Origin of the sequence: Rhizobium ruizarguesonis (genome assembly GCF_012349115.1) — a bacterium.
In the GTDB taxonomy this organism is placed as follows: Bacteria; Pseudomonadota; Alphaproteobacteria; order Rhizobiales; family Rhizobiaceae; genus Rhizobium; species Rhizobium ruizarguesonis.
The window spans coordinates 25598-48729 of sequence record NZ_PQIG01000103.1; the positions used below are offsets into that span (position 1 = coordinate 25598).

Sequence of the window (23132 nt, forward strand, 5' to 3'; positions counted from 1 at the left end):
GCCTGGAGCAAGCGTCAGATTGGCGGGAAATTCGAGAGCGTAGCGCCACTGGATAGCTTTCTTGAAGGCATTTGGGTTCCCATTGAAGATGGGTTTCCCGCCATCGTGGGCTCCTTGATTTGTATCGGATATCCCATAGTCGCTCCGGCGCAGCGCCGGAGGCTCCTAGTGCGCCGTGCCGTTTTTGAATCACGCTCTACATGTAGAAGAGTAATTTTAATTCTACATGTAGAATGTCTTGCGCCAGGCTCGGCCAATGGGCACACTCCTATAGTAGAAACGCTGTTCGAGGGGTGTGGCGGTGATGGCAACGACGGTGATTAGCAGCGAGATCGAAGAAGAAACGACGTCGGTCCGCGACGAGCTGGGTTTGTTGCGCGAGCTTCTTGATGAGGACGTCATTGTCGAGCGACCAAAGAAGTCTCGGAAGCCTTCGGTCGGCATCGACGACATGACGCCTGAGGAGTACAAAGCATATAAAGCGCGGCTGCAGGCCGAGCGACGCGCGCGGAACAAGGAACAGGAAGCTGCGGGTTCCTTGCCGTTCGACGCCGACACGACTCGGGATGCGCTGGCCGACGCCGCGATCATGCTTTTATTCACCGGCGGCCCCGGTGCGACTGCCGTTCTCAAATACCTCGGCCAGGTCTTTTCCGACAAGCCAGGCGCTCCGCTCACGGTAGCCGCCCGGGTGAAGTCGCGGGCACTCAAGCCGAAGCTGATCAAATTTGCGCGCAAGTCATCGTAAATCGAGAATGGGACGCGGATGTCCCATTCTCGATTTGGAATCCCGCGGTTTGTCGCTTGCATCGAAACGCCGTTTCATGGGGAAGGAAAACGGCGTTTCGGGAGATCGTACTGATGACAAGCCAATTTTACAGAACTACAGAGCGACAGCGGACGTCAGCCCAGGCAACCAGGCGGAAGCGCAAGGCAGTGGGCAGACCCCAACCTGTCGCCGTCGACGAAGCAATTTCGGCAGCGCTGCGATCCCTCCTCCGTCGGGTCAAGTCCGAGGGAGATCAACAGACCCGGACTTCCGACGTCATGAATTACATTCTCGATTCCGCCATCGATCATCTTGTCGACGTCCGTGGCCTGGACCGAAAGCAGTCTTGCGCCGCGTTGTCCTCGCGTCTTATCAATCGTCGCCGCTATACTTCGCAGGCATGATTTCCATGGCGCTTGTGCTGGCTCTCCCCATTACTTCCTGCATTTGAATCGAGATTCCGCAAAAACACGGAGTTTCGGGAGGCGATGCCAGGGACTACTTCCGTGCCGCCGGTCGTCGTAGCATTGGCCATTCACCCGAGAACTCCCACAATGGCAACTTACATTAAGGAATCCTCGCCCGCAGCCGACGCCGCCCGCCTGAACCTGCTCGAAGAAAAGGTTCGGAACTTGGCACCTGCAGAAGGAACGCCCTCGGATATCGTGGAGGCACTCAACCGGCTCTACGACATGACGATGCGAGGCGGCATGCACACGGACGGCGACGTGACTTCCGATCTCGCCGACGGATTTTTTGGATGCGGCAGCAGTCGATATCCGAGGCCTCGAAGAAGTCGCTCGTCTCTGTCACGTACGGCAACACGGATACCTTGAACCGGGTGAAGGACATTCCTTTCCTGCACCAGGTCCTCGGCGTCGACGCGGCGTGGAACTTCACGAAGTCGGCACCGAGCGGCGACCAGGATGGCGCTTCTGTCGTCGGAAACATATGGGGACACACGTCCATCTACGCCGACATGAAGGCCCGCGATCAGTCCGTCATCGTCGTGATCGGCGCACAAGACGAGCTGACGACGCTTTACAACGATCACGGGTCAGTCTGGCGCGCTATGTATGGTATATCTTACATAGTAGACCCTGAAGCGTCAGATAAGTCGCTTTTGGACATCATTCGAGGTCTAAAGGAACCAGATCGACGGTCTCGAATCACGTGTTGGATGGTTAGAAACTCACACATACTGCACTATGAGGTTGATAGAGGTATCCGCCGAAAGGGAGACCCGGGAGCCACACGCTATGACGTCCCCGTCGGTGCCGCCGCCGCGCATACCGACCAGTTCGGTGGCATCGCTAAGGGTGCACTGAAGAAGGTCGCCAAGGTTGCGGGCAAGGAGAAGAAGGATCGCAAGACCGCCACCGGCCGCCGTGCGGCTCTTCGTGGACAGCGACTGGCGGCGACTTCGGAGAAGCAGCGCTCCCGGGTGGCCCTACGGCTCAAGCCGCTCAAGTGGATCACAAAGTCAGGCAACGAACCCGGCACCTTCGTCGGTAAGATCGGCGACACGCGCGGCTACTGGACCCGTCCGGGGAGGTCGTTTGCAGCGCCGGTACGTCGGAAGGGTCTCCGATCAGTTCAGTCGCGCGGCGACAACAAGCCCAAGCTCATCCTCGCATTCGCAGATCACGCGAACTATCGGAAGCGTCTCAAGTTCGCCGACGTCGTCGCGCGGGCGCGCCTGGCAAAGATGTCGACGTCAAACTTCTTCCGGGAACTGGCGCGCGTGCAAGCTCGGCGAACATCTCCGTAAAAACGCCGTTTTGTCCCTTGCGCCGCCCGCACCCAGTGTCTCCTCACAAGGGAGACATCACTATGGAACAAGACTTCAGGATACTGGCCGAGGCGCTCGGCTCTTCGCTCAAGCAGACATGCCGCAACAAAGGGCTGAACGTCGAAATGGCCGCCTCGCGTCATGTCGGCGATCGCATTCTGTTTCACTGGCGTGCCGGTTTCGGCGGTGCGGTGAAGATGGTCAAGGGCGGATGCATGTTCGATCAGCATCTACGGCCGACCTCCGATCTCGATCTGGTGACGCCGGTGCGGTGGACGGAAGACGAGCTGCGGAAGGGTTTCGCAAGGATCGCGGAAGCGCTGCGCGCTGAGGGTATCTCGATCGATCAGATCAAGGTCAAGGAACTTGCCGTCGGCGAAGGCGATCCCGTGGTCCGTGTGGTCATTCAAGGGAAATGCGGCACGCTGCGGGGGAACACCCACGTAGACATTTCCTCGGTGTCAGGACCGTTCGCTTTTCCGCAGGACGTTCAGCGCCAGGAGCTGCCGTCGTTGCTACCGAAGAGGTTTCCGGGAGCCGTGGCTCATGCGCAGCCGTTGGCGGCCGCCGCTGCCGAAAAATGGTTGGCTGTGCTGACGCAGCGTGACGATGACTTTCGCGCCAAGCACGCCTTGGACTTACTCAGTTTCGATGAAATGGGCGTCCGGCCGGGCGACATCGCAGTCGAGCTTCTGCGGACCCTTCGTCATCGCCGACTGCCGCTATCAACGTGCGCACCCGCACCGAAGGCTCTTGAGTGGGTCTCGTATCTACTCAGGGCCGACTCCTGGGTGAAGACAGTAGCGCAGCGTGGGATCGACGACTTTGATTTGCTCCAGTCCTACGAGATGCTCGGGGGGTACTGGGCAAGAACCCATCAGGCGCTGACCCGGGCGGTTATCGCGCAAGTCCGCCGCGACAACGTGTCCGAGCCTTCCCTCGTCGATCGCCTGGCCGCCCGCCAGCGCCAGAACGCTCCGGCATACCGGCCGCAGCAACCGACGCCGTAAAAATCGCGACGTCGTCTCTTTTTCAGCGGAACGGCGTTGCGTCATTCCGCCGATGGACACAGCATATTTGTATGAGCGAAAAGTGGAACGCTCCAGGGAGACATCAAATTGAATGCAGAAAATAAGGGCATTGCCACACTCGAAGTCCAAGCAGATGGAGCTTGGTTGATTTTGTCCCGCAGGCTTCCATCGGCCAGCGGAGGGAACTCGTCAATATAATGCGAGAGCTCGAGGGCGCGATCGTGGTTCCAGAAGGTCAAAAGCCCTATCTTTACTTCCTCTCATGGAAGCTGCCGGACAACTTCTTCGGCGTTGAAGCCACGCTGAACTTCGAGAGGGTCGATATCTACGACAGGTTCCAGGAGAAGCTGAACGGGCTCGATATCGTCGGTCTGTGGGGTGACATTGCAAGGAACGTCAAGGGTAGACACAAGTCTGTCTGGCGTATGATCTTCTGTCGTCTCATTTTCGGTGCGCTCGTCAACGGCAGCAGCACGGCGGAGCAAAGAATGGCTGCTTGAGAGCCACGACGAAGACACACAAAAAAGGCGGCCACCCAGCCGCTTTTTTGTTGCTTGCACGCCATGCCGCCACGCTCTCCCTCAGGGAGACATCACATGAGCAACGATCATCCAGAATACCAAGAAGCCCTTTTTCACCTCGCCTGTGAGCTGGACATTCCGGACCGCGTTCTCCAGCCAATTCGACATTTAGTCGGTTGCAGCCTCGGACGAATATTTTGGATAGACTGGTTACGGTCAGACGCTAAAGACCCCGGATGGGTTCCGACGCCCGGCGATCACGACGACCCGCAGTGGCATCGCGTCGACGGCTGGCCGGAAATGGGCGGCAGTTCTCGGTATCGAAAATGGTCCAGAAGGGCGCAGCTCTGGATGCAGTGGCACTCGGTGGATGCATGGCACGTGGCCGACTGGTTGGTCACTGCGCAATCGGACGGCCACGCATGGCTGGCTAAGGTCGACGAGCAAGGCCATCCTAAGAAACTCATGAAGTGCGGCACACTTGACCGCCTTGTCCACGAAGCATCGAAAGGACTTCGCTATCGAAATGCCCGTCTCGCACGTGACGTCGTCCTCGGTCCGAAAGACGAGCACTTCATCCTCGATCTCGGTGTCGGCCACACGCTCGTCCACCTCCGCTCCCGGTCGGCGCTCCGTAAGGAAGGTGTCCTCATGGGTCACTGCATCGGACAAGGCGGTTATGACGACCTCCTCAACGATCCCGACGTCATATTAGCCTCGGTGCGCGCTCCAGATGGCACCCCCATGGCGACACTCGATATCCGAAGGGGTTACATCCGCCAGCTTTGTGCGCGTGGCAACACCGAACCGTCAGACGCTGTGAAGGGTCTAGTAAAAGGCGCTGCTGACGCATTTGGCTGGAAAGACTGGTGCAACCGCCGGGGATCGCGGGACGACGCCGACTACTGTTCCGAAGGCATCGCCATCCTTCGCGATCTGCCGTCTGCCCGCCGCATCTGACTGGCCTTATTCCGCCGGCCATCGCATCATCGCTGTAGTCATCTCGGACTGCGGGGAAGTCAAATGAAGCTGTTGGGCACTATACACGATCTTCTCGAACGTCATCTGGCATTGATCGGTGAGGAGGACGTCCGCCAGGATGCCTTGCGATATCTGAGGGGTCTCAAGTCCCTGCTGGCGATCCCCGTAGATATGACGCCTCGGAATGCCATTCCACTTGAAGATCATGTCAGTCTAAGGGTCGAGCGCGCAGTCGCGGTAACCCGCAGTCGGCAGATTGCCGATGCTAGACGTGTGCATCAAAGTGCCGTCGGCGTGTTCGGATGGGATAACTATGATGACATCAATTGATCAGCCCGAGCAACTCAGCTGCGGCGAGTGGTGGCCCGAGGCATGGGCGCAGCGCGAGCTAGACAACGCGTCCTCGGAAGCGTCGTCAGGTCTTCCGATCGATTGCTAGTCGGCACCAAGGCTGACGACGAATAATCCAGACGGAAGGGTACTTTCCCCCTGCCCTCTTCGCTGCATTGTTAACCGCCGTCGTCGATTTTCTGAACCCACGAATAAACTGGCTCATGACGAGCCCGGCAAATGCGACGGGGACGATCATGAGCAGTATCATCACGAATAACGGCGCGATAGCCGCGCTCGGAACGCTGCGTTCGATCAATGGCCGCCTCACCCACACGTCGCAACAGATGTCCTTGGGCCTGCGCGTCGCAACGGCGTCCGACAACGCGGCTTACTGGTCGATTTCCATCTCCATGCGCTCGGACGTGAAGGCCATGAACGCCGTCAACGACAGCGTGGGCCTTGCTCAGGGCGTGGTGGACACCGCCTATGCCGGGATGGAAAACGTGCTCGAAAGTTTCGTCGAGATCAGAAACCTCGTCATCACCGCGAGCGACATGCCGCAGCCGGGCTTTAAGGACGTGGTCAAGCCGACATTCAGCCTCGACCCGGAATACGCCAAATCCGACGTCTACAAGATCGACCAGCGGATACAGCAACTCCAGGATCAGGCGAAGGCAGCAATGCTGTCCTCGTCGTTCTCGGGCGTGAACCTCCTCTATCATGGCAAGACCGAAGCCGATAAGGCCAGCCAACAGGTCTTCTCCTTCACCGTCGGCTACGCCGGCGGCACGGTCCAGACCCTTGGATCAATGCCGTGGACACGCTGCTTCTCAACGACGACTTCGGCAGCTATCCGACAACGTTCCCGGGTGAGTTCAATCCGGAAAGGACGTTGTTTGACGGAAGCAACATCATCGACGCGCCGGGATCGTTCACGCCGGCCTCGATCTACTGGTACAACATCCCAGTCTCCAATCCGACGACCGGTGATCCGGAGGCCTACCCGGTCGACCAGACCTATGTTCTCCAGTCGATCGAAAACAACGTCGTCCGCTTCGGCTCGGTCCGCAAGGAGTTATACAGCAACCTGCTCGCTAGCATCGACGAGAAAATTCAGAAACTGACATCCAAGATGGCGTACGTCGGGACCGTGCAGAAATCCCTCGAGATATACGACGAGAACAACAACAAGATGATCGATATCGCGACGAGTGGGATCGGCCGTCTGGTAGACGCCGACATGGAAACGACGGCGAGCAAACTGCGCGCGCTGCAAACCCAACAGCAGCTTGCGATACAGTCGCTGGCTATCGCCAATACAGCGCCTGGAAACCTGATGCAGCTGTTCCAGTAACTAGCGCGTCCGTTCGATATACCTTGCCAATGTCCGCGGATGCACCCCATATCGCCTGGCAACTGCCATCAAAGCTCCAGCGAAGAGTGCACAGTGTCTGGGAGGGGTGAGCATCGATTATTCCTTTTGCATTCTGAATGATTTTGCCAACTGCCTGTTGGTGCGTTTCGCGGCGGGTTTCAGCTCGGGGAGCAGCCGCCGCTTGATGAATTACCGCATCACGCACCAAGGGGTCTTGGTCTGGCGCGCAGTCGAATTGTCCTGAATGCACATTTGGCGTTTTTCTGTGCGCGAGGCAGCTGGACCAGACGCGGCCATGCTGATCACCAGAGCCGCGAAGGGCGTTGCAAACTTGGCGGCTGGGCACGAGATTTGCCGCTTTTTCGCGCCGTCATGCAGCAACGTTGGCACGAGCGATCTCGTGTCACTTTCGACGACGATGTGCTGACCGCCGCAAAAGCGATGGCAACCCAGCAGCACCGGAGCGTCGGCGAGGTCATTTCTGAGCTGGCGAGACATTCTCTGCGCCGACCGTCGAGCAGCGGCGAGCGCAATGGCATTCCTCTCCTGTCAACACGGCCGGATACGCCGCCAGTGACGCTCGAAATCGTGAACGCCATGCGTGACGAACTGCCGTGACTTTCCTGCTCGACGTCAATGTCCTGATTGCCTTAATCGATCCGGGCCATGTAGCCCATGATGATGCGCACGAATGGTTCGCGGCGATAGGTCAGAGCGCGTGGGCTACCTGCCCCATTACCGAAAATGGTGTCATCCGGATTGTCGGCAACCCCAAATATCCCAACTCTCCCGGTTCACCGTCACTCGTGATGGAAATTGTCCGCAAATTGCGGTCGCTCCCCGGTCACAGTTTTTGGCCGGACGATGTGAGCCTTGTCGGGTAAGGTGATATCGCTCCCACGAAAATTCTAACGGCGGGGCAGGTAACTGACACCTACCTGCTTGCGCTAGCCAAGGCGCGTGGGGGCCAGCTGGCGACATTCGATCGCAAGCTGTCAGCAGCAGCGGTTACAAGGGGCAATTCTGCCTTGCACCTGATCACCACGAGTAGATCGTGAGTTCCCGTCGATCCATTATGCGATCTGCCTGGCTTAAAACGTGAACCCCATAGCAACAAGTCGGACGCTGGCCTCGAAGCTCTCGCCCTGCCAGAATCATTGAACCCGCTATTTTCAGGGTCAGTGGCGTAAAGGGTATTTATGGAACCAGGCTTATATCCCCAAAGTGTGATGGCAACTTCCGAACCAGTACCCAGCGAGACTCGAAAGCCGAGGAGCACAAGCTGGTTGAATATCATGCAACCGTAACGCCCCTCGATAATGGAAACATTCATAATCTTTCTACCAAATCCGTCGGTTGCGAGGGGGCAAGAAATGACGGCCGACGCAATGTCGCACGCTACCCGTCAAAGCCGTCCGGCAAAGCCACTCCTGCTCCACGCCCAGAATGCCATGATGGAGTGGGTACGTCTGCCAACCATCTCCAATTGAGGATGGCTGGGGAGCTGCGCATGTGTGGGTGCTTCCAGCGCCGAGAAAGATAGACAACAAGGCTGTTGCCCATCCGTTCCATTATGAGGCCCATCGCATTGCGCAGATCCTCATCACTTTCTGCCTGTAGCCAAGACCACTCATGATGCCTACTCGTTGCGGAGATCGATTGCGTCAGAGGGCGCTTTGATCCGGTCTCTTTTCGTCTCAAAAATTGCCATCGCTACGGGGAAGTCAGAAGGAGGTTTTCCAATGAAATGACTCGTGATTTTAATGAACTTCGCAGTTGCTGTGGCAATCACGACTTCCGATTTGGCGTTATATCCGTTTCTTGACCAGTCAACCTGAAAAACCTTCACCGGCACTGCGCCACAGAGGCTGTCGGAAGCCTTCGAGCAATGACGAAAAACAGCCCCGATTCCATGGACGGTCTTGCGTAGTTTACGGTGCCGCAAATGCCACCTACCGAGCCCTTGGCGGTCATAAGCTAAATCGCCAACAAAGATTCCGGTTTCAATTAATTCGTAATCCCCCGTCGATTGGACACCATAAGTGCGGGCTGAGTAATTACGTCCAAAGGTGCGCTCATAGGAACGGTTGACGAGATCACACGAAGGGTCTTCGCCTGGGAGACGATCTTCTTGCGCGGCACACGGCAAGGCTACCGACAATATCAGTGGGAGAATTTGAGTATAGAAGCTGAGGCGCACGGTGTCTTTCACCTATCCGATATGCGTTTCCGACCTGGCGAGAAGCCATGTTCGCAACCCTTCGACCCAACATACAATGCCATGCCTACCTGAAAGGTAAGACAGCGACATCAACAACCTCCATCGATTCGGTTGCAGTTCACTGACCAAGCAACTGCCGTTCTTAGCAGTGCTCACCGTGAGTGGGCAATCCTGGTCAATGTCGGGCGCCTCGATGCCCCAGGACTGAAGCGCGAGTTGTGAGGCGTTGACAGAAATGATCCGATAATTTGAGTCAGGGCCTAGCGGCTTATGAGAGGTCGGCGCTGACCCCAGCACCACCACCGGCCCGTCGAAAAGCGCTGGGGTAATCGGCGGCTTGGGGTTCCGCAAGACATATGTGATCCGGCGGGAAATGTATTTCTTTGCCGTCGCAAATGTAATCAACATCGGTAATATCGCTTTGAGGGTTAGCCGGATATAACATCCAGGCTTCACGGCAGCAAAGGCGATTGCCCGGGGAACGATATCGGAGACAGGGGCCTCCGCGACCGGGCCCCTGCCGACAGCCACGCGCCAAGGGGAGTAAAATACCGACAATAGACCCCCGTATCAGAAAATCATCACGGCCGCCTACAGTGAGAGACCAACTGTTCAAAGAACCAAGGCTCGAGCAGTGATTGAAAGACGCCGGTCAAGGTCTGACCGCTTGCATATTTATGGAGCTTGATAAGTTCATGGACGCTTACGCGAACATTCTACCTGGCGATCCGGCCCCCTGGTTTTACCAGCGATCGATAGGCACGCCCCATTATGCGTTCGACACCGCTAGGGGACGATACCTCGTCCTCTGCTTCTTCGGATCGCCTCGCATCCGGCGAGCAAAGCCGCAATAGCGGCACAAGCCCGGGAGACCGCCAGGTGCCTGTACGCCAGCTCTGGATAGTGCTTGACCCAACCATGCGTGTCCTGAAGGTGCTTCCGTTTGTGCAGGACAGAAGTGATGTCGAGGCCGTGTTGTCGCTTGGCCGCATTGCCTCAGATCGACCGGCTCACCGGCATCGAGCTCCACGCCCCGATTATCGTAGTTCCAAACGTATTTGAACCCGAACTTTGCAAGAAGCTCATAGATCTCTACGAGCAGAACGGCGGTGAGGAAACTGGTTTCATGCGCGAGGTCGACAGCAAAACTGTCGAGGTCAAGGACCATGGTTTTAAGCGGTAAGGCTGCGACACACAGGAAAAGGACATCATCGCCGAAACGCAGGGGCGGTTCATGCGCAGAATCGTGCCGGGAATCCAGAAGGTCCATCAATTTATAGTCACCAGGTGGAGCGATATATCGTCTCCTGCTACGCGGCCGAGAACAAAGCGCATTTCCGCCCCCATCGGGATAACACGACTACAGGGACTGCACACCGCCGGTTTGCCGTCTCAGCGAACCTGAACGAGGATTTCGATGGCGGAGAAGTAAGCTTTCCCGAGTACGGCAGTAGGAGCTTCAAGGCTCCGGCCCGAGGCGCAGTAATCTTCTCGTGCTCTTTACTTCATGCCGTTTCAACGGTCACGCGAGGACGCGGCTATGCGTTCCTACCGTTTCTGTACGATGATGCGGCCGCAAAGATACGTGAGGCCAACAACGCCTTCCTTGCTGAAGGCGTTGGTAGCTATACGGCGGATAATCAGCCACCTGCACCTCCGAGATCGAAGTGATGCTTCGCCCGGGACTTCACGTCGGTGCCGTCGGGATCGACGCGGCGCAGTTCCAGCGGGCGCTCGTCTCAAAGAAGAATGCGACAGCGTCGGGGCAGCAGAACGGCGACGCACCGGTGCGAAAATTCTTCACCTTCGAACGCGAAGGATTTAAGGAAGCGCAGGCTCTTTAAGAGAAATGAAGGTTGCGCACAACTGCGGAGTTGATAGCGATGGCAGCGAACTCTTCCACGCCGGCAATCCGAGCGGCGACCGGTAGACGACGGCACCTTGCTGGCCTGACTTGGAGATCGATGTTGGAACGGATTACCAAAAGCATTACGAGCGCAAGCATTTTTCTGGCAGGCTATTTCCTGCTGAATATCGCGCTTCGCATCGCCTTGCCGCATACGCTCGATCTCGACGAGGCGGAGCAATCCTTCTATTCACAATATCTGCTTGCCGGCTACGGTCCGCAACCACCCTTCTACAGCTGGATCCAATATGCCATCGTTTCGGTGACCGGCTTATCGATGTGGGCGCTTTCGGTGCCCAAGAACATCATTCTCTTCGGCTGCTATCTTTTCTATGGCTTAGCTGCGCGCGAGGTGCTGAAGAGCCGGTCGCTCGCAGCCGTCGCCATGCTGAGCCTGATTACCCTGCCACAAGTTGGTCTAATGGCGCAGCGCGAACTGACCCATACTGTCGCGCTGCTGTTTGCGACCTCGCTCTTTCTCTTCGGTTTTTTTCGCACACTGCGCCAGCCGACGATCGCAAGCTATCTCATCATTGGCATCGCCACCGGCATCGGCCTCATTTCCAAATATAACTTCGCGATCCTGCCATTTGCCGCCTTCATCGCCGTGTTGCCGGACAGGAAGTGGCGCAGCCGCCTTTTCGACTGGCGTCTGCTGCCGGCGATCGCAATCGCCATTCTGATCGTGCTGCCGCACGCGCTCTGGCTGCCCGATAACCTCGCCCGCGCTTCGCTGCCGACCCTGAAGCGGATGACCGCCGAGCATGAGGCAGCCGCCGGCCTCCCCCGCATCGGACAGGGGCTGTTGTCGCTCGTGACCGCGGTGCTCGGCTTCGTCGCACTGCCGATCGTTCTTATCGCAGCGGCCTTCCGACGAGATTTCTTCCGTGCTCTCTCTTCGTCCAGCCCGATGATCCGAGTGTTCGAGCGGATGATGATCGTCAGCCTGCTTGCCTTCGTCGGTGTCGTCGTCTTCGCCGGCGCGAGCGACATCCACGAGCGTTGGCTCGATCCATGCCTGCTCGTCCTGCTGATCTACCTGTTCCTGAAACTGGAAACCGCAGGCTTCGATCTTTCCGCCGGCCTCGCGCGCTTCCGGCCTGTGGTGCCGGTCTTCATGGTCGTCATCCTGGCGATCCTTCTGCTGCGGATCGTCGCCATTCAATATATCGGCACCTATACGAGAACCAACGTGCCGTTCGCGAACTACGTCGATGAACTGACCGCGACCCGCAAGCCGGTTCTCATCGTAGCGGAAACCAAGTTCGTGGCCGGCAACATGAAGCTGGAATTCCCTGACGTTCCCGTCGTGATCCCCTTCTTTCCAGGTTCCGGGGTTCCCGAATATGCGGCTGCCAAGGGGCCGGTGCTCGTAATCTGGCGCGGCGAGACCGCCGAGGACCCAACAATTTCCCCCGATTTCGCGAACGGTCTCTTGAGATCGGGAATTCACCTGCAGGAGTTGAACACGCTGACCTTGCCCTATCTCTTTAGTGGCGGCAAACGCAGCTTCTCCATTGGTTACTCCTGGGTGGAGGGGGGCGCGAAATAGCGTTACGGCAGGTCAGCCGATTGCGGAGAAACCGGAGCATTGCCCGCTGGCAACGGGCGGACTCGTGACCCTCGACCTGCCGACCTATCCGAACGGTGCTGACGAGGTGGTGGCGAGCGTCGTCGCCGAGCAGCAGGTCGAGAACTGAATCTAGCGACCCAATATAGGGAAGGTCGATTGAACCTTCGAAGCCCGCCGAGCTCTCCGCCTGGAAGCGGCCCTACCCCTCGCCCGGGCTTCGGATCTGTTAAATGAGCGATTGGCGCGACGAATATTCAGCCTGTCGGAAGGATTGATCGGCGAGATTGTCGCGATCGTCACTAAGGCGGTTATCATCGCGATAAACTCGGGCCGAGAACGCGTCACCCGCGCGAGTTTCGACGAGCTCCCTTATGTGCCGATTTCTCAGCGGCACAACGCGGACCTGCGCGGAAGCCTGCTATGAGTACCATCAAGGCAAGCCCGCCCACCGTGATCGGGGAGCGATACCAGGAGGTGGTTTCCAACCGGTGGCCCATTTGCGTTCCGCCGAAGCCGGACGAGTTACTATCGAGCTGGGTGCATCGGCTGGCAATTGCAAACGGATCGCCCCTCGGCCATTTGGCCGCGTGATCGGCTTTACCGGTGGGATGTGGTCCGCGTCCCTCGACGTGAATTTCCAAACCGAGGCCGTCAATATCCTCGCCGCACACACCGGCGTTCCCATATCTCAGCTTTATGCAATGTCCCTGAAGGGCTCACCCCCCAAGCCCCTGCTCCTTCCGCTGCGCGAAAATGGACGTCATAGCAGTTCGACCAGGCTGCAATTCTGCTCGCAATGTTTGGCCGATGATGCTCAGCCGTATTTTCGTCGACAATGGAGATTGGCGACTAAGATCTCGTGTCCGCATCACCGATGCGGATTGCGTGATCATTGCCCGGTTTGCCAGAGCCACATTGCCGCCTTCAGTCAGGTTGAGCTCGTCCCGCAGCATTTTTGCGCCGCCTGCGGGTTCGATTTGCGGCGAGCATCATCGATACCCGTGAACCGGGCGATCAGATCTATGGATCAATGCATTCACGATATCTGCAGGCTCGAAACGATCACCTGCTCCCTGCTAAAGAATCCTTTGGTTCGACGCCTGCTGGCCATTCCGGACCACTGCGGTCAATATCCGCGTGCATCGATCGTGAGCCTGTCCACATCAGCGCGCATCCGATGTTATGCGCGGCTCTCGATGCAGCCGCACAACTGGCTGATCGATGATGACGATGCGGTCGTGGCAGTCTGGCGACGGTCGATCCTGTCGGCGAACGGACATGTGCCGTTGATCGGCCTGCTTGCAGATGCGCTGGAGCGCAGAACACAAGGTCCGCCTTGCACGAAAGGCCGGCTAAGGACGGCTGAGCTTTCGGCCTGCTGACGGCCTATCTGCGACTGATGGGACACCCTCGACGTCGGCCAGCTCGATCAGGAGATCGCCCTCCCAATGCCCGAACTGTGATCGATCACCAATAAAATCAGGGCGTTGGGAGATTCTGCAGTCAAGCGGGATCAAGCCGTCGCGTGACTTGCGTGCGCCGCGGCGCCGGCGCCTGCGACGTCGTTCCGGCAGGTGCTGATACAGCCCGAGCGAATAGTCTTCCTTGCAATAGATGAAGCGATAGATCGTTTCCCGGCAAATACGCACGGGGCTGACGCCATCTGCGAGAAGCCGGCCAGCGATCTGCTCGGGTGACCAATGCGCCTTCAGCCGGTCGATGACGAGGTCGCGCAGATGCGGATGGCGTCTGAGTTTGCGCAACCGTCGTCGGCGCTCCTTGCTCATGTCGTTGGCATTGACCAGCGTCGAGAGGCGAGACTGTCGCATCTCTAACTGGCCCAACTGTCGCATTACTAAATAGCCGCTACAATAACATCTTGCATAACCCAAATTCATGGAACTCGAGATGCCGAATTCCCGGCACATATCGCTCATGCCTTCGCCCTCCAGCAGCCGGGCGACAAATCTCAGACGTTCCTCCATCACTGAAGTCTCTTTCCACGGCATCAACACCTCCCGCCAAAAAGCGAAAAGTGTTCCATGTCTCCGGTACGAAACGTTACCTATCTCTCAGGTCGGGCAACGCTGTGGCCGTCTCCGTAAGGCAGTCAACGACTGGCGCCCAGGACCGCCTTCCATAGGAGGCGAATTTTCTCTAGGCGCGGCCGTACGCGCTCAGCGGTGGGCTTCGCCATGCCGTTGCGGAAATCTGCAAGTGCCTGCGCCTCCAGACGGGTACGGAGCGTGGGAGCCGCGCCGGGGGCGGGCAGTCCGGTGGTGTGGTCTACGACCGTCCAACCGCCATCATGCTCCTCAATTTCATACCGGGTCATCGACGGACTTTCGCTTTGCCACTTTCAGTTCAACGCGTACCGGATCATCGTTAATGGCTCCGCACGTCCCAGCCGTTCGCCGCACAGGAGTTTTTAAAGACAATGAACGTCAAGTTAAATACTTGATTGCGGTCTCCAACGGCGTCAAGCGCACCTGCTCGCACGCTGTTGGAGCGAACGTCGGCTGCCGGTGTCTTGTGCTTTCCCAAACCGGGCATCGCTAACGACAGGCAGCACGAACTTGCAACCGTCAAAGGCGGCATGTTAGATAACGCATACTCTGAGAAGCGGTATCGCAAATGTTGACGGCTTTGTCGGCGGCAAGAAAATCCCTTCCCCGCCGGATTAAATATCTGTTGCGAAATCCCACGCCACCGACCACTGCCGCGCCTTTTGCGGGGCCGGTCGTGGTGCTGGGGTCGGCACCAAAATCCCATAAGCCGATCGGGCTCGACGCAACCTATCGCATCATTTCCGTCAACGCTTCGCAGCTCGCTCTGCAGTCCTGGGGCGTCGATGCACCTGATATCACGCTGATGGGTTATAACGAGATCGAAGGCACCAATACGAGTGCCGTGGAGGTAAGACGCGTTCTCGCAGGAAAGCGGACCGGCTCACTCTACGTGCTGGCCTGGCGGCATGGTCGTGAGCGCCTGGAAGCAGGCCTCAAAGCAATTGGCTACGGCTTCCAAGAGGCCCATATCGTCGACCGCTATCAGCGGATCGCCCTGCTGCACAAGGTGACCGGCCGTCTGAATCTTGAGCTCGACGCCGAAACCAAGTGTTCAAACGGCATCATTGCAGCGGTTTTCGCTCTCTATAACGGCGCGACGGCCGTCATACTTTCCGGCATCAACCCGCATTCCGCCGGGCATGTCTATAATGGCGTCAACCTAGCACGCCTGCATGTGCGCATGGATGCTGAAATGCTGGCGAGGCTCGTCCGGCTTGGTTATTCCGTCTACACCGCCGATCCACAGGTCTCGGAGGATATCGGTCTGCCGCTCTGGCAGGGTATCAACCAAGCAAATGCCGCATCTAAGCAAGAATAGTTGCTGGCAACATATCCCGTCGTCTTCAGAAACATGTCGCTCAGCGGTTTCCGGAGACCAAGCTCCGGATAATTTTCACCAATCGTGCGGAACGGCAATCTGCCTCGCCGGTTATGGCCGGCATCATCCGTCCTTACGCCGCTGCTGGACGAAGAGGAGGCGCTCGCGCGCGGCGAACCACTCTTCGGCGTAGTCGTCATTCCTGTACTCGTCGAAGTATGGGCCGCCGTCCGTAAAATGGACGTTCTTGGCGTCCTCGCGGTAGTCGTACTCATTGACGAGGTAATTCCACGTCACCGGCAACTCGCCGATGAGGTCTTCACTCTCCAGCCATTTGAATTGATGCAGTTGCAAGCCGGTCGCCGTGTTGACGTAGTCAGGCGTCAGCACCCGGCACTTGTCGTTGTTAAAGAGCAGGAAGCTCGACCAGTTCTTCTTTTCGTATTTGGTCTGCGTCTGGCCGAGGAACTTCGTCTCGATCTTCGGCTGGTAATCGTGTTTGACGCACATGGCGGCGTAGCGGTCGTCGCGTAGCGCCCAAAGTTCGGCGATGTCGGCACGCATCAGCATGTCGCAATCCATGAAGATGCTCCAGCCCTGGTAACCGCTGAGATAAGGCGTCAGAAATCGCGAGAAGGAAAACTCCGTGGACTGCAGCGCGTTGCGCTCGCGGGTGAAGATCCCGCCGAGATTGGAAAGCACGATCGGCGAAAATTCCACCGGGATTGACGAGTTCTCGATGATGCTCTGCGCAAGAACGTGATACGCGACGACTTCCTTGGAGTCGAATCCCACGAAAATCCGGACGGTCTGTTGTTCCACTTTTTCCTCGCTTGCCCAAGGTGATGGGCATTGTGGCGGGCTGGGTTTTTCGAAACGGCTTCTTGCCGTCTAGGCCGCTGACGCGGACCTGGGACACTTTTCGAGAAAACGCTGCTTGCGGGTTTTCGGCTTGAAACGCCGGAAGAAATTTTCGATGGCGCGAATGGATTTGGTGACCGACATCAGCCTGTCGATCTGGCTGTTTGCGTTGTGGAGCCGTTCCGACAAAACCTCTGCCGCCGTCAATGCGATCTCGATCGGCGGCACCTCAGGAAACCGCTTGGCGAGCGCCGCATAGGGGCTGGCATCGACGCCGCCCGTCATCGAAATCGAGCCCATCCTGGCAAAGAGGCGCAGGAATATCTGCTCGAACGTCCAATCATGTACGTCGAAGACCTTCCACTTCTCGCTTCTCTTTGCCGAAAAACCGGCAAGCAGGATATTGCCCGGCAGTTGCAGCTCGGCGAGCCACAGCGCCACCGCAAAACCACTCGTCGCGATCTTGCCCACCGGATAGAGGTCGACGAGCATTTTCGTCAGATCAAGGTGACGGGTTTCAGCGCCTTCGAAGTCGCCCTCCTCGCTGAAATTTTCCTCCGGCGAGACGCGAATGTTGACGACGCCCAAAAAATCGTCGCCGGCAAAGAAGTGCAGGACATCTCCCACCTCGCGCCGGTGGACGATATTGGCGCCCATCACGCCGCTGCGGGCAAACAGCACCGCATGGCCGGCGAAGGGCGCGTCGAGCACCTTATAGACCTTGTTGAAGAAGACGTAGAGCGCGGTCTCCGGCAGCTCGCTTCTGAGTCGCTCGAAATCGACCGCTTCGCTGTTGCCCACTAGCACGATGTGCGAGTAGCGCGAAAGCAGCGCCTTCCACACCTCCGGAGTCAGGAGGTTGAAGCCGCTATTCGGAGCGGCCCCGGTCTGCGCGTCTCTGAGGTTTGCGCCTAAAACGGCGGGAAGCTGCAGATTCATGTCGGCTCCCTTAAGCATTGCGCTCGGCGACGGCGGTCCGTCCGCCGTGCCTGCCTGCATGTTGTAAAGCAGCCACCGATTGCCTCGATTCCGCCGCGCGTGACCTCGGGTCCGAGGGGCAGGTGATGGATCGAAGAAAAGGCGAGGTCGAAACTCGCGGGAGCAGGACGCGGCGGGCCGCCGGCCGCATGTTGAAAATCGAAAGACAAATACCTCGGCCTCCATGAACGGCGACTCAATTTTCCTCATACCTATCCGATTTGGCGTCGCTCGCAACCGTCGATTGCCTCACATTGTGAGTCGAAAATCAATAAAGTGTGAGACTGTGAAGGACAAAAGTCTGCGCTCTTCTTTCGGTGGCGGAAAAACATCGTCGCAAATGACGGTCTGCCATACCACATGACTTTTATTACCACGGCCGGATTTGTTGAAGTCTATGGAAGCTCTCCACAACGCCGTCATGGGGCATCTACACCCCAGCTTTGCCAAGTCCGTCTGAAGAACAGCAGGCGAAAACACTGCCTATTCATACATAGCCACAAGCATCGCGCCAGACTGACAACTCCAAGGCTGCTGACAGTCTCACGCGGTGTTTGTGGCCGCGCTGACAAGAACCTTGTCGACGCGGCGCCCGTCGAGATCGACCACTTCGAAGCTCCAGCCGTTCTTGACAAAACGCTCACCGAGCTCCGGGAGATGCTTCAGCTCCTCGAGAACGAGACCGGCTACCGTCTGGTATTCGATTTCGTCATCGACCGGGAAGTTCATGAATTCGGCGAACTCGTCGATCGGCGTCCAGCCAGACACGAGATAAGAGCCATCGTCTCGCCGTTTGATGGCCTGCTCGTCCGCTTCGCCTTCGCCAAAGACGCCCATGATGGATTCGAGAATATCGCCGGAGGTGATGACGCCTTCGAAATGGCCGTATTCATCGAAGACGAGCACCATATGGTGGACCGACCGGCGGACGGCCTCGATGACCCTGGTGGCCGGGGCCAGGTCGGAGACGACAGGCACTTGCTTGACCAGCGCCAGGACGTCGACAGGCGCGCCCGATGCCATGGCGTCGTAGAACTCCTTGACCGAGACGACGCCGAGCACCTCGTCCGAACTTCCCCTGCGCGCCGGAAGCCTTGAGCGTTCCGTTGCCTGGACGACGCGCCGGATCTCATCGGGACTGTCTTCGATGTCGATAAGCTCGACGTCTCTCCTCGGGGTCATCAGAGCGCGTGCCGCACGGTCGGCCAGACGCATGACGCCCGTGATCATCGCCGACTCCTCGCTTTCGATCACGCCGGCGCTCTGGGCCTCGGCGAGGACAGTCTTGATCTCCTCGTCGGTCACACTGTCGGCGCCCTTTCCGGATTGGCCAAGGAGGCCGAGCACGAGCTTGCCCGAGGCGTCGAGCAGCCAGACGAGCGGCAGCGCGATCTTCGACAGGAGCGCCATCGCCGGCGCGACCTTCGCCGCCACGGACTCCGGGGCGCGAAGGGCCACCTGTTTCGGCACCAATTCGCCGACGATGAGCGAGAGATAGGTGATGGCGACGACGACCGAGCCGACCCCCAGACCCTCGGCCCACGCCTCGGGCAGGCCCTGCGCAAGCAGCCATGCGGAGAGGCGGGCGCCGAGCGTCGCACCGGAGAATGCGCCCGACAGCACGCCGACCAGCGTGATGCCGATCTGCACGGTCGAAAGAAACCTGCCCGGATGATCGGCGAGGCGAAGCGCCTGGCGGGCGCCGGCGCTGCCTTGATCGGCAAGCACTTTGAGACGGGCCGGACGGGCGGAGACGACAGCCAACTCGGACATGGCGAGCACGCCATTGACGATGGTGAGGAGGATGACGATCGAGATTTCGAGAAGCAAAACGAAATTTTCCTATGAAAAGAGAAAATAACAAGATCAGACGACGACGGTCAACGCCAGCCAGCCGGTGCCAAGCGCCCGAACCACCCAGGCCGCAACACCGAGCGCCTTGCCCGCAGCGCGCCAGACCGCCGACCAGATGAAGATGTTGAACGGCATCGGCAGGAAGAACACGAGGACAGCGAGCCAGTCGGGATAGCCAAGATACACGGTCAGCAGCGCCAAACCAAGGAACACGAGATTGACGACGGTCCCGCAGACGAACATGTCGCGCCAGAGGAGGACCATGAGCGGAACCCGATCATGGCTGCGATCTCTCACGTAACGAAACAACAACTTCAACCTGCCTTCACCAGTTGCGTGGGACATATGGGATTGTTCAGCAAAGGAGAAATGGGCCGCGCCCGAAGACGCGGCCCGGCAGAGTCACATCATGCGCTTGATCTCGGTGTAGGCGCCATCCGTGGTCAACGTAACCGTGACCGGTTCGCCGGTGCGATTGCGCCAGAACCAGCCATGGTTGCCGTCGAAGGCGGCTTCGATAATGCCGGAATCATCGGCAGCGCCGCGGCCCTTCTGGTAGCTGATGTTCTCGCCGCCGCCATCGCCATGGGTATCGAAGTTGACCTTGCCGCCATTCGCGCTCCAGGCGTAATTGGCCTTCGCGCCCTTGACCATTGTCAGCTTGATCTCGGCGCCTTCTCCGGGCTGCAGGGTCACCGACATCTCATCCTTTCGCATCTCCTGGGCGTGGGCCTGCGAGATGCCGAACTCACGAATGATGCGGTCGATCAGCGACGATCCCTGCTGCGGGCTCGCCGGCGTTGTCCCGGTGGACTTCACGCGATCCATCTCTGCTTCCTCGGCGAGCTGGGTCTTGATCTCCCCCATCGCCGTCAGTCCAAGGGCCGAGCCGACGCCGGTCGGATCGATCGCGTATTCCGATGGAAGCACGACGGTGACCAGAATGGCGGCCGCTGCCGCCGCCGCGATCACGGTCGACTTGATGAGCTGCTTCGACGAAGGAAGGTCGTCGGGTGCGGGTGCCTGTGAGTTGAACATGTCTGGGTTCCTTTTCGTGATTATGCGACGAGGTAGCCGGTGAGCTGATATCCGATCAGCACGAACCCGGCGGTCATCATGATGACGTTGGCGGTATAGGCGTGGCGCAGGAAACTCGACGTCCTGCGCCAATAGCTCATAGCGATGAGGATGATCGTCAGGGCGATGAGCTGGCCGATCTCGACGCCGACATTGAAGGCGAGCAGGTTCGGTATCAACCCGTCCTCGGCGATGTCGTATTCGAGGATCTTGGTCGCCAGGCCGAGGCCGTGAAAGAAGCCGAAGATCAAGGTGGCGACTTTGGTGTTCGGCTGAACGCCAAACCATCGTTGGTACGCCCCGAGATTGTCGAGCGCCTTGTAGACGACCGACAGGCCAATGATCGCGTCGATTAGATACGAGCTGACATTCCAGCCGTAGTAGACGCCGAGCAGCATCGTCGTCGAGTGGCCGATAGCGAAGAGGCTGACATAGATGCCGATGTGCTTCAGCCTATAGAGGAAGAAGATCACCCCGAACAGGAACAGCAGGTGGTCGTATCCGGTCACCATATGTTTGGCGCCCAGGTAGACGAACGGGATCAAATTTGTCCCTGAGATCTCCTGGATGTAGCCCTTGTCGCCTTCTGCGACCGCGTGGGCTGCCGCTGCACCAGCCATCACAAGGACGGATAGCAGCGCAAGCAACGGTTGGAGGACGGAGAAACCGGGCACGAGCGCGCGGCTTCCGCCTCCGGAAGAGGATTGCTTCATTTGGAAGCTCCGTGAATTCGTTTGAAACGGCCGCCTGAGCGGCGTCGATCAAGGCGAGGTCACGGACGCGGAGGCCGCTCTATACCGTAGGGAGGTCCGGACGAAAGGGCGTGCGAATGATCCGAATAGGACACCGCGGTTAAAGACCGCAGGCTCGATCCGGTCAAGCCGAGCAGGCCGGCTTTCTCATGGGTATGATCCGCATGGTGGTGATCGGCGGCGTCGCCGGCCTCTGGCTCGACGTCGAGGTCGTCGTGCGAGTGTCCGGCGTCCGCATGGCCGGCCGCGACGACGTTTGACGCCATGTGCAGTCCTGGATCATGCGGTCCCAATGCAACGAATGAATATAGCAGAACGGCGATCGCGGCCACGAAGGCGGCGAGCATGCTCGATCTGTTGTCCCGGCGATGAATCATGCCGCATTTGATAACCTTGTTCGCATCCGCACACAAGAAACCAACTTGACGCATCCCCTCCAGGGGGATAGCTAAGCAGCATAATCAATCAGAGGTCTGCAATGTTCGCCAGCATCAGGGAATGGTTCGGTTTCGGCCAAGGCAGTCAATCCCATGGCCACAGTCACGGCTCGCACGGCCACTCGCATGGAGATGCCGGAGGCCACGGTCACACGCACGGCGTCGTCGATCCCAGCATCGCCTCATCCGAGCGCGGCATCTGGGCGATCAAGTGGTCGTTCGTCATTCTGGCCATCACCGCGGCTCTGCAGCTTGTCGTCGTCTTCTCTTCAGGCAGCGTGGCACTGCTGGCCGACACCATCCACAATATCGGCGATGCCGCCACCGCAATTCCTCTGTGGATCGCCTTCACGCTGGTCAGAAGGAAGCCGTCGAAAACCTTCAATTATGGCCTCGGCCGGGTCGAGGACCTTGCCGGCATGCTGATCGTGCTGATCATTCTCTTCAGCGCCATCGTCGCCGGCTATGAGGCAATCGACCGCCTGCTGAACCCGCAGCCGATCACCCAGCTTCTGGCGGTGGCCGTGGCCGGCGTTATCGGCTTCATCGGCAACGAAGCCGTGGCGGTGTTCCGTATCCGTGTCGGCAGGCAGATGAATAGTGCTGCGCTGATTGCCGACGGCTACCACGCCCGCACCGATGGTCTGACGAGCCTGGCAGTCGTGCTCGGCGCCGTCGGGGTCTGGTTCGGCTTTCCGCTCGCCGATCCGATCATCGGCCTGCTGATCACCATCGCGATCTTCGGCATAGTCTGGCAATCGGCGCGCGCCATCATTACCCGCAGCCTCGACGGCGTCGAACCCGAGGTCACCGATGAAATCCGCCATGCCGCTGAACATGTTGCCGGCATCGAGCGCCTGACGGACGTCAAGGCGAGATGGATCGGCCATAAACTCCATGCCGACGTCACGATCGCTGTCGACAATTCCAAGTCCGTTGCCGAGGCCAACGCAGTTGTTGCTACTCTACGCAACGAACTGAACGCCCATCTGCCGGCGCTGGGAACGGCAACGATCCAATTCGAGACGGAGGGACAGGCGAGACCTGCCGAAAATCATGGCGGCGGGCATCACCATGCCCCCGCTCCGTTCACTGTCAGTTCCCCATTGGCGACCGGCCTGCTGGAGATTGTCGACACGCCGGATGGCGAGCGCTTCCGGCTGTCCGTCGGAAATCATGCGCACGGGCTGCAGGCAGTCGTCGAGATCGATCGCGGAAACGGCGCCATCGAGCGGCTGCCGCTGCTCCCTTCGCCGGCCGATCATCACGCTTTGATCAGCAACG

General features: G+C 58.6%; 22 protein-coding genes and 4 pseudogenes. 17 read left to right on the plus strand and 9 right to left on the minus strand.

Annotation, left to right across the window (positions count from 1 at the left end; genetic code table 11):
• The first annotated feature begins 304 nt into the window (after window positions 1–304).
• The 10 genes and pseudogenes from C3Y91_RS28030 to C3Y91_RS28075 all read left to right on the plus strand — a co-directional run bounded on the left by C3Y91_RS28030 (window position 305) and on the right by C3Y91_RS28075 (window position 7860).
• The gene (locus C3Y91_RS28030) at window positions 305–748 is read left to right on the plus strand and encodes a hypothetical protein (protein WP_168268615.1); all 444 of its coding nucleotides are present in this window, start codon (window positions 305–307) and stop codon (window positions 746–748) included.
• A gap of 781 nt (window positions 749–1529) precedes the next feature.
• Complete coding sequence (locus C3Y91_RS28035; RefSeq protein WP_168576072.1) at window positions 1530–2540, plus strand: hypothetical protein; 1011 nt, start codon at window positions 1530–1532, stop codon at window positions 2538–2540.
• Window positions 2541–2602: 62 nt separating this feature from the next.
• Entirely contained in the window at window positions 2603–3571 is a 969-nt protein-coding gene (locus C3Y91_RS28040; protein WP_168274064.1) for a nucleotidyl transferase AbiEii/AbiGii toxin family protein, read from the plus strand.
• Between the two features lie 161 nt (window positions 3572–3732).
• Entirely contained in the window at window positions 3733–4092 is a 360-nt protein-coding gene (locus tag C3Y91_RS28045) for a hypothetical protein (protein ID WP_168576073.1), read from the plus strand.
• 96 nt (window positions 4093–4188) lie between these two features.
• A complete protein-coding gene (locus tag C3Y91_RS28050; protein ID WP_168576074.1) occupies window positions 4189–5073 on the plus strand; it encodes a hypothetical protein in 885 nt (294 codons plus the stop codon).
• A 63-nt stretch (window positions 5074–5136) separates the two neighbouring features.
• Entirely contained in the window at window positions 5137–5424 is a 288-nt protein-coding gene (locus tag C3Y91_RS28055) for a hypothetical protein (RefSeq protein ID WP_168274065.1), read from the plus strand.
• A 257-nt stretch (window positions 5425–5681) separates the two neighbouring features.
• Window positions 5682–5921: pseudogene (locus tag C3Y91_RS38775) on the plus strand (flagellin N-terminal helical domain-containing protein); the annotation flags it as partial.
• Between the two features lie 320 nt (window positions 5922–6241).
• On the plus strand, window positions 6242–6781 hold the full coding sequence (locus C3Y91_RS38180) for a flagellin (protein WP_343227747.1): 540 nt from the start codon (window positions 6242–6244) through the stop codon (window positions 6779–6781).
• Window positions 6782–7174: 393 nt separating this feature from the next.
• Window positions 7175–7420 carry a CopG family transcriptional regulator gene (locus tag C3Y91_RS28070; protein WP_168268647.1) on the plus strand — a complete coding sequence of 82 codons (246 nt, stop codon included), beginning with the start codon at window positions 7175–7177 and terminating at the stop codon, window positions 7418–7420.
• Window positions 7417–7860, plus strand: a pseudogene (locus C3Y91_RS28075) (TA system VapC family ribonuclease toxin). Before C3Y91_RS28070 ends, C3Y91_RS28075 begins: the two are co-directional and overlap by 4 nt.
• A 581-nt stretch (window positions 7861–8441) precedes the next feature.
• Here the strand turns inward: C3Y91_RS28075 and C3Y91_RS28080 are convergent.
• Window positions 8442–9014 (minus strand): hypothetical protein, encoded by a 573-nt coding sequence (locus C3Y91_RS28080; protein ID WP_343227748.1) that lies wholly within the window; start codon window positions 9012–9014, stop codon window positions 8442–8444.
• 991 nt (window positions 9015–10005) lie between these two features.
• Here C3Y91_RS28080 and C3Y91_RS37670 point away from each other — a divergent pair.
• The 5 genes from C3Y91_RS37670 (at window position 10006) to C3Y91_RS28100 (ending at window position 13884) form a co-directional block, all read left to right on the plus strand.
• Entirely contained in the window at window positions 10006–10206 is a 201-nt protein-coding gene (locus C3Y91_RS37670; protein ID WP_210267751.1) for a hypothetical protein, read from the plus strand.
• Window positions 10207–10310: 104 nt separating this feature from the next.
• Entirely contained in the window at window positions 10311–10694 is a 384-nt protein-coding gene (locus C3Y91_RS38780) for a 2OG-Fe(II) oxygenase (RefSeq protein WP_210267752.1), read from the plus strand.
• Window positions 10691–10867, plus strand: a complete 177-nt coding sequence (locus C3Y91_RS28090) for a hypothetical protein (protein WP_168576076.1) — start codon at window positions 10691–10693, stop codon at window positions 10865–10867. The genes C3Y91_RS38780 and C3Y91_RS28090 overlap by 4 nt, the downstream gene beginning before the upstream one ends.
• A 120-nt stretch (window positions 10868–10987) precedes the next feature.
• Window positions 10988–12481, plus strand: coding sequence for an ArnT family glycosyltransferase (locus tag C3Y91_RS28095; protein ID WP_168576077.1), 1494 nt, complete (start codon window positions 10988–10990; stop codon window positions 12479–12481).
• Between the two features lie 509 nt (window positions 12482–12990).
• Window positions 12991–13884, plus strand: coding sequence for a TniQ family protein (locus C3Y91_RS28100; RefSeq protein ID WP_343227749.1), 894 nt, complete (start codon window positions 12991–12993; stop codon window positions 13882–13884).
• A gap of 45 nt (window positions 13885–13929) precedes the next feature.
• On the opposite strand, the pseudogene C3Y91_RS28105 reads toward C3Y91_RS28100, so the two are convergent.
• A pseudogene (locus C3Y91_RS28105) lies at window positions 13930–14298 on the minus strand (IS30 family transposase); the annotation flags it as partial.
• Between the two features lie 108 nt (window positions 14299–14406).
• Window positions 14407–14511, minus strand: a pseudogene (locus C3Y91_RS38615) (helix-turn-helix domain-containing protein); the annotation flags it as partial.
• 625 nt (window positions 14512–15136) lie between these two features.
• On the opposite strand from C3Y91_RS38615, the gene C3Y91_RS28115 reads away from it, so the two are divergent.
• Window positions 15137–15889: a membrane-anchored protein gene (locus C3Y91_RS28115; protein WP_168576078.1), complete on the plus strand. Its 753-nt coding sequence runs from the start codon at window positions 15137–15139 to the stop codon at window positions 15887–15889.
• 123 nt (window positions 15890–16012) lie between these two features.
• Here C3Y91_RS28115 and C3Y91_RS28120 read toward each other — a convergent pair whose 3' ends face one another.
• The 6 genes from C3Y91_RS28120 to C3Y91_RS28145 all read right to left on the minus strand — a co-directional run bounded on the left by C3Y91_RS28120 (window position 16013) and on the right by C3Y91_RS28145 (window position 21372).
• Window positions 16013–16711, minus strand: coding sequence for a glycosyltransferase (locus C3Y91_RS28120; protein ID WP_168576079.1), 699 nt, complete (start codon window positions 16709–16711; stop codon window positions 16013–16015).
• Between the two features lie 69 nt (window positions 16712–16780).
• Window positions 16781–17689, minus strand: coding sequence for a 3-deoxy-manno-octulosonate cytidylyltransferase (locus tag C3Y91_RS28125; protein WP_168576080.1), 909 nt, complete (start codon window positions 17687–17689; stop codon window positions 16781–16783).
• A 582-nt stretch (window positions 17690–18271) separates the two neighbouring features.
• On the minus strand, window positions 18272–19558 hold the full coding sequence (locus C3Y91_RS28130) for a hemolysin family protein (RefSeq protein WP_168576081.1): 1287 nt from the start codon (window positions 19556–19558) through the stop codon (window positions 18272–18274).
• Window positions 19559–19594: 36 nt separating this feature from the next.
• Window positions 19595–19846 (minus strand): hypothetical protein, encoded by a 252-nt coding sequence (locus C3Y91_RS28135; RefSeq protein ID WP_168576082.1) that lies wholly within the window; start codon window positions 19844–19846, stop codon window positions 19595–19597.
• A gap of 138 nt (window positions 19847–19984) precedes the next feature.
• A complete protein-coding gene (locus tag C3Y91_RS28140; RefSeq protein WP_168576083.1) occupies window positions 19985–20620 on the minus strand; it encodes a transmembrane anchor protein in 636 nt (211 codons plus the stop codon).
• A gap of 20 nt (window positions 20621–20640) precedes the next feature.
• The gene (locus C3Y91_RS28145) at window positions 20641–21372 is read right to left on the minus strand and encodes a HupE/UreJ family protein (protein WP_168576084.1); all 732 of its coding nucleotides are present in this window, start codon (window positions 21370–21372) and stop codon (window positions 20641–20643) included.
• Window positions 21373–21889: 517 nt separating this feature from the next.
• Between C3Y91_RS28145 and C3Y91_RS28150 the strand changes: the two genes are divergently transcribed.
• Window positions 21890–23132 (plus strand): cation diffusion facilitator family transporter (locus C3Y91_RS28150; RefSeq protein ID WP_168576085.1); only part of this gene is annotated, 1243 nt, incomplete at its 3' end.

Bases quoted from the DNA above. Each gene is read 5' to 3' on its own strand.
- C3Y91_RS28145 (WP_168576084.1), bottom strand. From the start codon at position 21,372: ATGAAGCAATCCTCTTCCGGAGGCGGAAGCCGCGCGCTCGTGCCCGGT.
- C3Y91_RS28050 (WP_168576074.1), top strand. From the start codon at position 4,189: ATGAGCAACGATCATCCAGAATACCAAGAAGCCCTTTTTCACCTCGCC.
- C3Y91_RS28040 (WP_168274064.1), top strand. From the start codon at position 2,603: ATGGAACAAGACTTCAGGATACTGGCCGAGGCGCTCGGCTCTTCGCTC.
- C3Y91_RS28125 (WP_168576080.1), bottom strand. From the start codon at position 17,689: ATGAATCTGCAGCTTCCCGCCGTTTTAGGCGCAAACCTCAGAGACGCG.
- C3Y91_RS28070 (WP_168268647.1), top strand. From the start codon at position 7,175: ATGCAGCAACGTTGGCACGAGCGATCTCGTGTCACTTTCGACGACGAT.
- C3Y91_RS28135 (WP_168576082.1), bottom strand. From the start codon at position 19,846: ATGGTCCTCCTCTGGCGCGACATGTTCGTCTGCGGGACCGTCGTCAAT.
- C3Y91_RS28140 (WP_168576083.1), bottom strand. From the start codon at position 20,620: ATGTTCAACTCACAGGCACCCGCACCCGACGACCTTCCTTCGTCGAAG.
- C3Y91_RS28095 (WP_168576077.1), top strand. From the start codon at position 10,988: ATGTTGGAACGGATTACCAAAAGCATTACGAGCGCAAGCATTTTTCTG.
- C3Y91_RS28055 (WP_168274065.1), top strand. From the start codon at position 5,137: ATGAAGCTGTTGGGCACTATACACGATCTTCTCGAACGTCATCTGGCA.
- C3Y91_RS28035 (WP_168576072.1), top strand. From the start codon at position 1,530: ATGCGGCAGCAGTCGATATCCGAGGCCTCGAAGAAGTCGCTCGTCTCT.
- C3Y91_RS28115 (WP_168576078.1), top strand. From the start codon at position 15,137: ATGTTGACGGCTTTGTCGGCGGCAAGAAAATCCCTTCCCCGCCGGATT.
- C3Y91_RS28030 (WP_168268615.1), top strand. From the start codon at position 305: ATGGCAACGACGGTGATTAGCAGCGAGATCGAAGAAGAAACGACGTCG.